The sequence below is a fragment of the Paraburkholderia nemoris genome, assembly GCF_905221015.1.
GTDB lineage: Bacteria > Pseudomonadota > Gammaproteobacteria > Burkholderiales > Burkholderiaceae > Paraburkholderia > Paraburkholderia nemoris.
Map to the genome: position 1 here is coordinate 1 of NZ_CAJNBO010000028.1, position 13642 is coordinate 13642.

Genomic DNA, 13642 nt, shown 5'->3' on the forward strand with positions numbered 1-13642 from the left:
GCCCTCGGGCCGCTGCCTGCGAGGCGACGGTACGTTTCTTCTTCATGATCGGCATATCCATGATTTTCATCCTTCATGATATGCCCCGCCCACGAAATTGCGGATAGGTCCGCGGCGCTGCGCGCGCCGAAGAGCCATTCATAAAACCGATCGCTACGTTTTGACGCCCACGCCTCGCCGCCGGGTCGTGGCTCGTCATTGCACCGTCCGCGATTGCAATTGGAGCGGCAAGTGCCACCGCCTACGGCAACCGCAACCGCAACCGCGACTGCGACTGCGACTGTGATCGTGACCCGGACGGTGATTGCAGTACACCGACATATCGTTTGAGGTAGTGGGTTCCCGGAAGAGTGCAGAGGCGCCTCGCCGAGGCGAAGCCAACGATCCCACAAACCAAAATCGAAACCGGTGGTTTCCCCTGCAGACCCGTCCGCGACGCACGCAGTGCGGAGTGGGAGCTGATGACGCCTTTGTCACTAACGCGGAATGTGCGAGAGCACGGATTCCAGTCGCACCACTACCCCAGGCAAACCACGGTGCCCACTTAGCATTAGCGGTTTGAGCTGCTTTCTCTTGCCTACTTCTCTTTGCAGCCGGCAAAGAGAAGTAGGTGCCGCCCCGCACAGGGGCAACACTAATAGACCACTAACAAATCAAGGAAAGGCCAAAGCCCCAGGAACACTGACAAAAAAGCGCCCCGCAAGAAAAAAACATCAAACCTTATACCCCATCCGAACCCCACCCCAATGCCGCCCGCCCACAAACACGGGCGCCGACGCATCCTTCATCAAAACAAACTCCCCACCCCCCATATCGCGCCGATACGTCTGCAGCAAAAATTTCTTAACATGCGAAGCAGCCGCAATCCCGGTGCGATCATCGAACATCCGCCGATTCCGGCAATTCGCCATATTCCAGACCACATCCTCGCGCTGCGGCAAAGAAAACTTCAGATTATGCGTAGGCAGATACCCACGCACATCGACAGCAGCACAAAACGCCACGCGTGGATCCAGCCCGAGTAACGGCTCCTGAATAGCCGGCAAAACCCGATCGGTAAAAGCAGTAAACCGCGTAACGAACTGAGCCGGATTGCTCCCGGCAACAGGCACGTAGTGCTGATCGAACAGATCCTCAATCGACACTTCGCCCCGCGCAACCGCCGTTTCGAATACCTTGCTCACCTCGGCCGCGGCCCGCTGCACAGCTTCGATAAACCGCGTATCCGTCGTCTCGACCCCCGTGGCCGCGGTCAGCTCGATCAATGTCTCGGACACGCTCAGCAGATTCCCCAGCCGGTCCTTCGCCTGGACAAAGTTCTCGCTCGAATCTTCGACACCACTGGCCATTTCCAGCACCTGCGCCTCGAGCCCGTTGCATTGCGTTTCAATCTCGCCGGTCAACGCGGCGATCTGTCCTGCCTCGTCGTTGAGCTGCGTAATCGCATCGCCCGTCGCGTGCACGACGTCGCCGATCTTGCGAGTGCCTTCGCGGACCCGATGGGCGCGCGCCGTGTTCACCGAGCCCTCGCTGATCAACTGCTCGGTCTGCTGGGTGAGTTGGGCGAGCGTCGTCTCGATCTGGCCGGTCGCCTGCGCGGTCTTCGCCGAGAGGTTCTTCACCTCGGCGGCCACTACGGCGAAACTCTTGCCGGAGTCGCCGGCGCGCGCGGCTTCGATCGCGGCGTTCAGCGCCAGCAAATGCGTCTGGCGGGCAATCAGCGAAATCTCCTCGGAGACGCGGCTCACATGGGCCAACGCGCTGCGCAGCGCGCCAATCTGGCTCTCGATCACCGTCACGCCTTCCACCAGCCCGTGGATATCGGCGAGCGACGCCTCGAGCGTCTGCTGCGACGCCTGCACGCCGGTTGCGGCTTCAGCCGACACATTGCGCATTTCGCGCGCAGCGGCGGCGATACGGTGGTTGCCCGCCAGCGTGACGGCAGCAGATTCGCGCAGCGCGCGGCATACCTGTGCCTGGCGCTGCACGCGCGCAGCCACCTCTTCGACGTGGCCCGATACATCGCAGATTTCAATGCCCAGTTTGCCGGCGTGGGCGGCAATGTCGCCGACCACGGTCTGCGAACGGGCAGCCCGGCGGAAGCTGAAGCGCGTCATGGTCGTGTTCTCCTTGATGGCGCGGTTTGCTGAGTCGATTCGCGCGCTCATCCTGCACGGATGCCGCGTCTTCCCGAGTTATTGACGGCAAACTTTCAAACAACTTGATACGGGGTATCCCGCGGTCGTTATGATGTGGGGTCCGGCAGGGCGCTGACACGGCCCGGTGCGCAGCACGCGTGCGACAACCCGGCCTGACAGAGGCCTGGCCCCGCAAGTGGCTGTGCCTGCCATTTCTCGCAGCCCTCCCACTCACCAGCGGACCATGATCGACTCCTTCGCACGCGTCTCAGGCTGGCAGCAGCTTTACCACCTGTGGGAACTGATCGTGATGCTCTGCAAGTTTCTCTGGGGACTGTTGCGGTTGCTCGGAGGTGGTTGAGAGCGCAACGTCGTGTGCCGGCGATGCGTTAGCAGCGCGGCCATGCGCGCCTGGGTGCGGATCGGTGAATCGGGCCAATCGGCGGGACCGCCAGACGATGCGACGATTCGACCGTCGCATCGTGCGGTCAGGAAGGGTCAGACCGGCGCGCTGCGCACGCCTTCAACTGCCGGAGCAGTGGCGCCGCTCGTGCCGAGAAAAGCGCGCAGATCAGTCATCACGCGCTCAGGCGCTTCTTCCATCGGAATGTGGCCGAGTCCCGGATACATTACCGATTTCGCGCCAGGAATGCGGCTCGCGAATTCGGCCGCGTGCGCAGGCGGAATCCAGCGATCCTTCGCTCCCCACAGCACCAGCGACGGCACCTTCAACGTCTTCAGCACATCGGTATCGACGTCCTTGAAGTCGAGCGTCGGCACCATCTTGCCGATTGCCGTGCGCGTGCCTTCGCCGTGAAAGAATTCGACGTAACGCCGCAGCGTCACCGCGTCGATCTTGCGCGGATCGCCATACACGTTGCGCACCGCGCTCTTGATAATGACTTCCGGCAGCCACCACGGCGAACTGACCCGCACCAGCGCGCTATTGAAAAGGCCGATGTAAATCGGCAGCTTCATCGGAAAACCGGCCGAGTCGATCAGGACAAGCTTTTCGACGGCATCGCGATGGCGTGCCGCGTAATCCCACGAAATCAGGCCCCCGAGCGAGTTGCCGATCAGCGTCGCGCGCGAGATGCCGAGTGCCTGCATGAACGTGTCGATAAATCGCCGGTACGTCGGCAGGTTCATCGTTTCGATTTCGCCGGAGTTCGAGCGCAGCGGTCCGGTTACGCCAAACGGCGGCAGATCTAGACGGATCACGCGATGCTCACGCTTGAGTTCGTCGGCCACACGATTCCACGTATGCAACGAAGACGCGAAACCGTGAATCATCACGATCGTGTCGCCGCTGCCTTCGTCGACGTAGTGCACGTCGGCACCCATGATCTTGACGAACTTCGAACCGCTTTGCGTGTAGCGCCGCTGCAATTCGGTGCGCGGCACGCTGGTAATGCCGAGGCGCGCGGCGAGCGAGCGGGGGCGCAGCGGCGAGGTGGATGCGGGCGTTTCGGAGTCGATGCTTGCCATGGTTGTTGTCTCCCTTTAGTTTGAATTCGAACGCCTCCGCCTCCCCATCGCGCGCAGCCCCTCAGCCGCCGCATGCCGCTTCAAGGCGTATCAAGGCACATCAAGGCACGAAGCGATAATCCTGCGGCCGCACGCGCCGCGTGCGTTTGCGAAAGTTGAACGTGAAGCCCGGCCACTGCGTTGTGACTTTGCCGCTCTTCGTCTGATAATAGCTATGGCAGCCGGTGGTCCACACGGAGTGCTGCATCTCTTTCTGCAGACGTTCATTGAAATCGTGCTGAACGTCGGGCCGCAGGTTCATCGTGCGCGCCTTGCGTCGGCGCAATACGCGCAGGCAATCGGCGATGTACTGCACTTGCGACTCGATCATGTAGATCATCGAGTTGTGGCCGAGCCCGGTGTTCGGGCCGACGATCATGAAGAAGTTCGGGAAGTTGGCGATGCTGGTGCCGAGGTAGGCCTCCGGTCCATCGCGCAGCCACATCGCGCCGAGGTCGGCGCCGTCGAGACCGGTCACATCGAACGGCGCGCCCACGTCGTTGACCTGGAAGCCCGTGCCGCAGATGATCGCATCGGCCTGGTGATGCATGCCGTCGTTAGTGACGATGCCGTCGGCGACGATCTCGCGGATGCCGGTCGTCACCACGTCGACGTTGGGCTGGCTGAGCGCCGGATAGTAATCGCTCGACAGCAGCACGCGCTTGCAGCCGAGCCGGTAGTTCGGCGTCAGCTTGGCGCGCAGCGCCGGGTCCTTGACGCGCCGTTCGAGGTAGCTCAAGCCGAACTTCATCGGCGGCTTCATCAGTTTCGGATTGACGACGAACGCAATCGCACGCGATTCGAGCTGCCAGTAGATCGCATTGCGCACGAAGCGCTGCGTGAACGGCAGATGGCGGAACAGCCAATGCGCGCGAGGGCCGACCGGCTTGTTGGGCTTGGGCATGATCCACGGTGCGGTGCGCTGGAACAGTTCGAGTTGCGCGACACGTGGCTGGATCTGCGGCACGAACTGGATCGCGCTGGCGCCGGTGCCGATCACGGCCACGCGCTTGCCTTCGAGCGGATAGTCGTGGTCCCAGCGCGCGGAATGAAACAGCTTGCCTTCGAAGCGCTCGAGCCCGGTGATCTTCGGCATGGCCGGCCGCGATAGCGGACCGCTCGCGGCGATCACGACATCGGCCTCAATGCTTTCGCGCGTACCGTTCGAATCGATCTCGACCTGCCATGTCTGCCGCGCTTCGTCGAAACGCGCCGAGGCCACGCGCGCATTGCAACGCACGTAACGATCGACGCCGTATTTGCGCGCGCAATGTTTGAGGTAAGCGAAGATCTCCGCCTGGCTGCCGAACGCACGCGACCATGCCGGATTCGGCTCGAACGAAAACGAATACAGATGCGACGGCACATCGCAGGCCGCGCCGGGATAGGTGTTGTCGCGCCACGTGCCGCCGACATCACCGGCCGCCTCGTAAATCGTGAACGACGTGATGCCCATCTGCTGAAGGCGGATCGCCATGCCGATGCCCGCAAACCCGCTGCCGACAATAGCAATGCGCGGCGTGGCGGGTTGGGCAGTTGAAGCAGGCGTCAAGGCGGGTCTCCGGAGGTGGGCAAAATTCGGGTGTCTACAGATGTCTACAGCCGTATAACGCGCAGAGTAGACAACTGTACACTTCGCGTCAAGATCGTTTAGAGTACGACTATTAAACGCACGAGCCGCGCTCCGACTGAAAGCTCATGAAACCCTCACCCGAAGCGGCGCTCGCCGCCGACCATGGCGCTGTCGCGGGGCAGGACCTGCCGCCCGGCAAGCGCAAACTGATCGAAGCCGCGTTGCGTCTGACCGCGGGCGGGCGCAGCTTTGCAAGTCTGGGTCTGCGTGAACTGGCGCGCGAGGCAGGGTTGAATCCCAACACGTTCTACCGTCATTTCGACACGCTCGACGACCTGGCGCACGAGGCGGTCGAATCGGTGAGCCGCCGCTTGCGGCCTATGCTGCGGCGCGAGCGCTGGCTGGCCGCGCACGACGAGCCGCTAAGCGTGCCGCGTCGCGCGTGCGTGGCGTTCTTCGCGTTTGCGCTGGAGAATCGCGAGGCATTTATGAGCGCGCTGGCCGAGTATCACGGTACGTCGCCGGCGCTGCGCGAAGCGGTGCGCGCAAACCTCCACGAGGTGTCGGCGGAAATGGCGGACGACGTCGTGCAACTGGAACTGATGCCGACGCTCGTCCGCGCAACCGTCGACGAAGTCTGCACGCAGATCGTGCTGCTGCTGTTTCATCTTTCGGCGGAGTACATCGACGGGAATGCCGAGCGCCGGGACGCGCTGGTCGGGTACGCGGAGCGTTTCATCGTCCGGCTGTTCGCGGGGTCGATGCTGCTGGCGCAGCATGAGCCGGTGAGGGCGCCCGCATGAATGAACGGAATCGACATAAAGAAACAGGCTCCGTACGGAGCCTGTTTTCATTGCAGCTTGATCGATTAGCGTTTGATTAACGGCATCTCACGTAGCGCGGTGTTTCTCAGGTATCGCTCCAGCCACCGGAGTCGTCGTTGCTGCCCATGTCGACGCCGCCGCCATTGTTGTCGTTCCAGTCGTTCGAGCCCTGGCCGAAGTCGAGACCGCCGCCATTGCCGCCATCACCGCCGCGGCGACGCGTTTCGTCATCGACAATCACGTCGCGCTCCACGACGCGTTCACGCCCGGAATTCAGCGCCTCGCCAAGCAGCACGCCGGTCAGCAGACCGCCCATGCCACCGCCGAAACCGCCACCACCTTGCTGCACGATGACCTGCGGCTGCTGCTGATACGGTCCTTGTTGCGGATACGGCTGCGGCGGGTTGCCGAAACGCTCGGCCTCCTGCGCATACGGCGACTGCTGTGTGCCGGCGGCCGGCGCGGCATACGGATCGGGCCGCCCTTCGGCGCGGGCGCGCAGGCTGCCAATGCGCTGTTCCAGTTCGTCGAGCTGATACGGAGGCACCGGATTCTTGCTGTTCGACAGCGCTTCGACGAGACCGCGTAACTGGTCTTCGGTCGATTCGACTTCCTTCTCCAGCGCCTCATGGCCTTGCACGGTGGAGAGCTTCACGTCGAGCTTCAACGAGCGCACGGCGTTGAGCATTTCGGTCGCGCGCTTGAGCTGCACGCGGCGATCGTCGTCGGCGCGCGAATCGTCTTGCGTGCGGGCGCGGCGCAAGGTCCAGCGCAACACCAGCGCGATCACGCCGATCAGGAGAATGATGCCAACCCACATGCCGATGCCGGGACCATGCCGTTGCGGCGCTTGCTGCACGATTGCGGACTGCTGCTGCACCGCCGGGGAATTCTGCTGCACGAACGGGTTGGCTGCGCGGCTCGTGGTGTTGCCGCCGGCGCCGCCTGCACGTTCCGCGTCCTTGCGGATGCGCGCTTCGGTTTGCGCGAAACGGGTCGGGTCGGTGAAGCGGATTTGTGGATCGAGCGTCTTGGCCTGTTGGATCTGGGCGAGAGCGTCGCCGTAACGGCCTTCGCGATCGAGCACCTGACCGTACAGGTAGCGCGCGCGGGCGTTGTTTGGATGCGCCTGCAGCACTTCGCTCAAACCGGCATCGGCCTGTTGCCAGTTGCCTTGCGACATGGCGGATTCGATCTGCTGGACCGTCGGCACGGCGAACGCCGCAGCCGACACGAACAGCAGTGAGGCGAACGCGCTTGCGAGAAATTTTTTCATTTACGGACCGGGTGCGATGCACCCGTCTCCTTCAGTCGATTCCGGCTGCGCTAGTCATGGCAGCCGGTATGCACTGCTGACGCAATTACTGAGCCGGCGTGTTGATCTGCTTCTTCAATGCTTCGAGGCGATCTTCGACGGACGGGCCGCGGTTCAGATCCGCGAGCTTGTCGTCGAGCGCCTTGCCGGTTTTTACGTCGGCCGAATTCAGGCGCGCGTCGGAACGGGCATTCGACAACGCAACCTTGTCTTCCAGCTTCTGGAAATCCTCGGACAGATTCTTGCCGCCGATACCGCCCAACGCAGTAGCGGCAACATCTTTGGCCTGAGCGATCTGCTGCTTGGCTTGCAGAATGTTCGAGCGCGCGTTCAGGTCGTTACGACGGCCACGCATGTCGTCGATCTGACTCTTCAACTGGGCAACCGACGGCTCCAGCGTAGTCAGTTCCTTGGCCAGCGCGTCGCGTTCAGCTTCGGCCGTGGCTTGCGCGCCGAGGGCTTCGCGTGCGAGCGCTTCGTCACCGGATTGCAGCGCGCGCTTCGCGCCGTCTTCGTACTTCTTTGCCTTGTCGGCGGCGACATCGCGCTTGCTTTGCTGCGTGGCGACTTGTGCCTGAATCTCGATCAGCGAGTTCTCAGCTTTAGCGATGCTCTCGTCGAGTTCGCGCACGATCTGGCGTGAATCACGCGACGGGTCCTGCACGGAATCGGCTGCGTCGTTCAGGAGACCTTTAAGCGTGCGCGAAATGCTGTCAAAAAGCGACATGAAAACCTCCAAAGAATGAAATCGGCGCTGAATAATTCCCACGCGCTTTAACTGCTTTCAAATGCTACTTTACGCCGCTGCGCGAGAAGCTGCGCAACGTTCGGACCGGAGTTCGGGGCACACTCGCCAATTGCAATAGCGGCGCCACAAATTTACGTTTTGAAAACAAATGGCCAACAGCCTCAGTGGTTAAAACGCGCGTTGGCATATTCAGCCGTTCGCGGATATTACACCACGCATTCTCTTAAAACCGCCTTAAAGGGCGCGATGACATAATCGCCACCTTTGTGCGCGGCGGGCATCCGTGCGGCGGGCATCCGCGCAGTGCATATCGGCAAGGCAAGTGTCCGCGCAGCGGGTGTCGTGGATGTGAACAGGCGTGGCGTGCGGACGGCGTGCTTGTGCTTCAACAGCGCATCGATGCGCGGCGGGTTGGGGCGCTTGACCGTACCGCGTGCGATTCAGGCGAAGCGGCCGCCTTCCGTGCTCGGATCGCTTTGCGGATCGTCTTCGTCGCGCGTGGCGTCGAGGCGCGGGCGTTTAAGCACGTTGCGCAAAGGCGTGTCCTCATCGCTGGGTTTTTGCGCCGAACCGGCAATGGAGGCCGCCTCGGCAGCGGCGACACGCGCCACGGCTTCGGCTGCTGCAGCCGCTTCCAGTTCCTCGGCGGTGGCGGTGAGGGCGGCCAGTACGCCGGCCGGCAGCAACGGCGCCGGGCCCGCGCCGGCGGCTGCGCCCAACAATTCATCCGCTTGCGATGCGGCCGCGCTTTCTGCCGGCGCAGCGGATTCGCTGTCACCGTGAGTCTGCAAGGCCTCCGGGAGCGCTGCCCGTGCGTGGCGCGTGCCGCGCGCGACCCGCTGCAGCGCGGCGTCAAGGGCATCCGGTGCGCGCGGCGCACGCAGCCGGTCGACGATGCTGGCCGCTTTCACCTGTTCGCTGGTCGCGCCGAAGCTCAACACCGCGCGCCGCATCAGTTCGCTGACGCTAATGCCCAGGTTTTCGGCGGTGGCGGCGATCGCGCGCTTCTGCGCGGTCGTGACAAATACGACGATGCGTTCGCTGGGCTTGTTCATGGTCGGCTCGCATACTTGTTGGCATTGGCGAATCAAGGCGTGAATCTGGCGTACGCCGTCGCGCGTATCGGTAATGACTCCCGCGCCGAGTCCATCATATGACGAGTTGCACCGATGCGGAACGGGCGCGACATGAAAATCCCGTGACATCAACGGCTTGTAGCGTTTGCGGCGGGCTTGTCCACAGGCCTTTCAACATTTTCTGTTGATAACTCTGGCAGGCGGCGCGGGGCACTTGCACGACTGCCGTGATCTACCTGTATAACGAAGCACGAAGGGAATTCTTACAAAAAAACTGTCTTGGACGGCGCTTGATTTCTTTAAAATGCGCTGTTACGTTGCGCCGGACGCTGTCACAGGCGTGCCGTGCGGTCGCCCGGGGGCATAAGGGCCGCGCGGTGTTTTGCGCCTCACGCGTTCAGCTACGCGCCCACTATTCCAGTCATGCCAATCATCAAACGACCGCACTCTTCAAATTCTCCGGCTGGTGACGACCGGGACGCCTACCACCGCACTCCAGGACGCAACGCTGCTTCGCGCGACGCTGAGCCTGGCCGCCGTTCGATCGGCGCGAGCATCACCATCTGGTTTGTCAGTCTGCTGGCGACCATCGCCGTGGTGGGTGCGCTGATCGTCGGTTACGCGCTCGTGGTGATGGGGCCGCAACTGCCGTCGCTCGATGCGCTGACCGACTATCGCCCGAAAGTGCCGCTGCGCGTGTACACCGCAGATCACGTGCTGATCGGCGAGTTCGGCGAAGAGCGGCGCAGCATCGTGCGCTTCCAGGACATTCCGGACCAGATGAAGAAGGCGGTGCTCGCGATCGAAGACTATCGCTTCTACGAGCACGGCGGCGTCGACTTCGTGGGCATTCTGCGCGCGGGCATTTCCGACATCACGCATGGCGGCGCCTCGCAGGGTGCGAGCACGATCACGATGCAGGTGGCGCGCAACTTCTTCCTCTCGAGCGAGAAGACCTACACGCGCAAGATTTACGAAATGATGCTGGCGTACAAGATCGAGCGCGCGCTGACCAAGGATCAGATCCTCGAGGTCTACATGAACCAGATTTATCTGGGCGAGCGCTCGTACGGTTTTGCCGCGGCCGCGCGCGTGTACTTCGGCAAGGATCTGAAAGACATCACGCTCGCTGAAGCCGCGATGCTGGCCGGCTTGCCGAAGGCGCCTTCCGCGTACAACCCGGTGGTCAATCCGAAGCGCGCGAAGATCCGTCAGGAATACATTCTGAAGCGCATGCTCGAGCTGAAATACATCAGCCAGGACCAGTACGACCAGGCCGTCAAGGAAGAGATTCACACCAAGAACCCGGGCAACGAATACAGCGTGCATGCTGAGTACATCGCCGAAATGGTTCGCCAGATGATGTACGCGCAGTACAAGGACGAAACCTATACGCGCGGCCTGAACGTCACCACCACGATCGATTCCGCCGACCAGGACGCCGCCTATCGCGCAGTGCGCAAGGGCGTGATGGACTACGAGCGGCGCCACGGCTACCGCGGGCCGGAAGGCTTCGTGCAACTGCCCGCACCGGGCGACGACCGCGATCAGACGATCGACGACGCGCTCACCGATCACCCCGACAACGGCGAAATCATCGCCGCCGTGGTGACGGACGCGAATCCGAAGCAGGTGAAGGCGCAACTGGTCGACGGTACCGAAGTGACGATCAGCGGCGACGGCCTGCGCTTCGCAGCCGGCGCGCTCTCCGCGCGCGCGGCGGCCGCCACGAAGATCAAGCCGGGTTCGATCGTGCGCCTCGTCGCCGACGACAAGGGCAACTGGCAGATCACGCAGCTTCCGCAAGTGGAAGGCGCACTGGTCTCGCTCACGCCGCAGGACGGCGCGATTCGTGCGCTGGTGGGCGGCTTCGACTTCAACAAGAACAAGTTCAACCACGTCACGCAGGCGTGGCGTCAACCGGGTTCGAGCTTCAAACCGTTCATCTATTCGGCGGCGCTCGACAAGGGTCTCGGACCGGCTACGATCATCAACGACGCGCCGCTGTACTTCCCGCCGAGCACGCCGGGTGGTGACGCGTGGGAACCGAAGGACGACGACCAGCCGGACGGTCCGATGCCAATGCGCCTCGCGCTGCAGAAGTCGAAGAACCTGGTGTCGATCCGTATCCTGTCGTTCATCGGCACCAAGTACGCGCAAGATTTTGTCACGCAGCGTTTTGGCTTCGACGCCGACAAGACTCCGCCGTATCTGCCGATGGCGCTCGGCGCCGGCCTCGTCACACCGCTGCAATCGGCGGGTGCTTACTCGGTGTTCGCCAACGGTGGCTACCGCATCAATCCGTATCTGATCAACGAGGTGACGGATGCTCGCGGCGAGCCGCTCTCGAAGGCGCAGCCGTTGACCGCTGGCCAGGATGCGCCGCGTACGCTCGAACCGCGTAACGCATACATCATGAACAGCCTGTTGCATTCGGTGGCCACGGCCGGCACGGGGGCGGGCACCAACGCGCTGCATCGTTCGGACCTGCAGGGCAAGACGGGTACGACCAACGACGCCAAGGACGGCTGGTTCGCCGGTTATCAGCAATCGCTGGTGGCGGTGGCGTGGATGGGTTATGACCAACCGAAGAGTCTCGGCAGCCGCGAGTTCGGTGCGCAACTCGCGTTGCCGATCTGGGTCGAGTACATGCAGCGCGCGCTGCGCGGCGTACCGCAAAGCGAGCCGGCGCAACCGGACGGCGTGACTTCGGTCGATGGCGAACTGTTCTACGCGGACATGACGCCGGGCAATGGCTTCGTGGCCAGCATCGGTCTGGATTCGGCGAATCCGACTGCTGGTGTGAGCGACGCGTTGGGCGGCGTAGGGCCGGCGGGTATGACGCCACCGGCAGTGCCGCCGCCGAACGTTTCGTCGAATGAGAAGAAGCAGATCATGGATCTGTTCGAGACGAACAAGCCTTGATGTCTGCTGTCGCTCAAAGCGGATTTCCTGTGGGGCTCGCTTAGGGGCGTAGGAGCGTGTGCGGCCTGCTTAGGGCCGCACGTGCAAGTTTTGGAAAGGGCCGGGAAATCACGCGCCGGCGTGGATTTCTGTCGCGCGACGCGGGCCTCGCCGAGCAGATTTTGTGCCCGCCTTCTGCAGTGTGTTTTAATCACGCCTGCGGTGCTTTTTTATTGGGTCCCATAAGGACGCTCGATTCCCAAACGGTTTCGGCCTCTAACACTGCTGCGTCTCGCCGCGAGCGAGACGCACGTCTTCGAAAGTCCCGCCGCGCAAGACCCGTTTGACGCGCGCGCATGCCACTTCGTCCGTGAGCAACTGTCAGGTTGCCGCGGCCGGCGTGTTTGTTACACAGCATCCACCGGGTCGTTGCCTCGTGAAAAGTCGAATACTCATCTGTCTGATGACAGGTCTGCTGCGCGCGTTTGCCTTCCTGCCATATGGCGTTGTCGCGCGCATCGGCACCGGCATCGGTGCGTTGCTGTACCGGATTCCCAGCGCGCGCCGGCGCGTCGTGCATACCAATCTGAAACTGTGCTTTCCCGACATGAGCGACGACGCGCGTGAGCGTCTCGCGCGTGCGCATTTCTGTCATGTGATCCGCAGTTATGTTGAGCGCGGGCCTCAGTGGTTCGGTAATGCGCAGGCGTTGGCGCGCCTTGTTGAGGTGGAGAGCGCGATCGATCTGACGGACATGGAGGGGCAGCCGACGATTTTTGTCGGGTTCCATTTTGTCGGTATCGAGGCGGGTTGCATGATGTATTCGACGCGGCATCCGGTTGCGTCTTTGTATACGCCGATGTCGAATTTGTTGCTTGATGCGATGGCCAAGCGGCAACGTGGGCGCTTTGGTACGGAGATGATTCCGCGTAGCGATAGTGTGCGACGGGCTTTGCGGGTGCTGCGGGACGGCAAGCCTGTCATGCTGGCTGCTGATATGGATTTTGGGCTACGGGATTCGGTGTTTGTGCCGTTTTTTGGTGTGCCTGCGTGTACGCTTACTTCCGTTTCGCGGATGGCTAAGGCTGGGAATGCTCGGGTTGTGCCGTTTGTGACTGAAGTCTTGCCCGATTATCGGGGCTATAAGTTGACTATCTTCGAAGCGTTAAAGGATTTTCCTTCGGAGGATGTTGCTGTTGATGCTCGGCGGATTACCGAGTTTCTTGAGACGCAGGTGCGTCGGATTCCTGATCAGTATTATTGGGTGCATAAGAGGTTTAAGCATCGGCCTGCTGGGGAGGCTGGGGTTTATTGATTTTTTTGCCTTCGCGGCGCTTGTTGGCCGTGTTCTTGGGGCTTTGGCCTTTCCTTGATTTGTTAGTGGTCTATTAGTGTTGCCCCTGTGCGGGGCGGCACTTACTTCTCTTTGCCGCCGCAAAGAGAAGTAAGCAAGAGAAAGCGGCTCAAACCGCGAATGCTAAGTGGGCACCGTGGTCTGCTACGGGTAGTGGTGCATCTGGAATCTGAGTTCGTGCAC

General features: G+C 62.1%; 9 protein-coding genes. 3 read left to right on the top strand and 6 right to left on the bottom strand.

Translation table 11 applies throughout. The features are described from left to right. Nucleotides 1-713: 713 nt before the first annotated feature. The 3 genes from KHO33_RS32580 to KHO33_RS32590 all read right to left on the bottom strand — a co-directional run bounded on the left by KHO33_RS32580 (nt 714) and on the right by KHO33_RS32590 (nt 5217). The gene (locus KHO33_RS32580) at nt 714-2117 is read right to left on the bottom strand and encodes a methyl-accepting chemotaxis protein (RefSeq protein ID WP_054043442.1); all 1404 of its coding nucleotides are present in this window, start codon (nt 2115-2117) and stop codon (nt 714-716) included. Nucleotides 2118-2636: 519 nt separating this feature from the next. Beyond that, the gene (locus tag KHO33_RS32585; protein ID WP_200566766.1) at nt 2637-3626 is read right to left on the bottom strand and encodes an alpha/beta fold hydrolase; all 990 of its coding nucleotides are present in this window, start codon (nt 3624-3626) and stop codon (nt 2637-2639) included. A 100-nt stretch (nt 3627-3726) separates the two neighbouring features. Then, nucleotides 3727-5217, bottom strand: a complete 1491-nt coding sequence (locus KHO33_RS32590; RefSeq protein WP_200566767.1) for a flavin-containing monooxygenase — start codon at nt 5215-5217, stop codon at nt 3727-3729. Between the two features lie 146 nt (nt 5218-5363). On the opposite strand from KHO33_RS32590, the gene KHO33_RS32595 reads away from it, so the two are divergent. Beyond that, a complete protein-coding gene (locus KHO33_RS32595) occupies nt 5364-6041 on the top strand; it encodes a TetR family transcriptional regulator (RefSeq protein ID WP_054043434.1) in 678 nt (225 codons plus the stop codon). A 106-nt stretch (nt 6042-6147) separates the two neighbouring features. On the opposite strand, the gene KHO33_RS32600 is transcribed toward KHO33_RS32595, so the two are convergent. From KHO33_RS32600 to KHO33_RS32610, 3 genes are all read right to left on the bottom strand, one after another. Continuing rightward, a complete protein-coding gene (locus KHO33_RS32600; protein ID WP_054043432.1) occupies nt 6148-7338 on the bottom strand; it encodes a tetratricopeptide repeat protein in 1191 nt (396 codons plus the stop codon). 85 nt (nt 7339-7423) lie between these two features. Continuing rightward, nucleotides 7424-8104, bottom strand: a complete 681-nt coding sequence (locus KHO33_RS32605) for a PspA/IM30 family protein (protein ID WP_054043431.1) — start codon at nt 8102-8104, stop codon at nt 7424-7426. Between the two features lie 461 nt (nt 8105-8565). After that, complete coding sequence (locus tag KHO33_RS32610) at nt 8566-9180, bottom strand: hypothetical protein (protein ID WP_200566768.1); 615 nt, start codon at nt 9178-9180, stop codon at nt 8566-8568. A 444-nt stretch (nt 9181-9624) separates the two neighbouring features. On the opposite strand from KHO33_RS32610, the gene KHO33_RS32615 reads away from it, so the two are divergent. Continuing rightward, complete coding sequence (locus KHO33_RS32615) at nt 9625-12126, top strand: penicillin-binding protein 1A (protein WP_200566769.1); 2502 nt, start codon at nt 9625-9627, stop codon at nt 12124-12126. Nucleotides 12127-12541: 415 nt separating this feature from the next. Next, nucleotides 12542-13420, top strand: a complete 879-nt coding sequence (locus KHO33_RS32620; RefSeq protein ID WP_093645042.1) for a lipid A biosynthesis lauroyl acyltransferase — start codon at nt 12542-12544, stop codon at nt 13418-13420. The last annotated feature ends 222 nt before the right edge of the window (nt 13421-13642 follow it).

Bases quoted from the DNA above. Each gene is read 5' to 3' on its own strand.
- KHO33_RS32595 (WP_054043434.1), top strand. From the start codon at position 5,364: ATGAAACCCTCACCCGAAGCGGCGCTCGCCGCCGACCATGGCGCTGTC.
- KHO33_RS32605 (WP_054043431.1), bottom strand. From the start codon at position 8,104: ATGTCGCTTTTTGACAGCATTTCGCGCACGCTTAAAGGTCTCCTGAAC.
- KHO33_RS32615 (WP_200566769.1), top strand. From the start codon at position 9,625: ATGCCAATCATCAAACGACCGCACTCTTCAAATTCTCCGGCTGGTGAC.
- KHO33_RS32580 (WP_054043442.1), bottom strand. From the start codon at position 2,117: ATGACGCGCTTCAGCTTCCGCCGGGCTGCCCGTTCGCAGACCGTGGTC.
- KHO33_RS32600 (WP_054043432.1), bottom strand. From the start codon at position 7,338: ATGAAAAAATTTCTCGCAAGCGCGTTCGCCTCACTGCTGTTCGTGTCG.
- KHO33_RS32585 (WP_200566766.1), bottom strand. From the start codon at position 3,626: ATGGCAAGCATCGACTCCGAAACGCCCGCATCCACCTCGCCGCTGCGC.
- KHO33_RS32610 (WP_200566768.1), bottom strand. From the start codon at position 9,180: ATGAACAAGCCCAGCGAACGCATCGTCGTATTTGTCACGACCGCGCAG.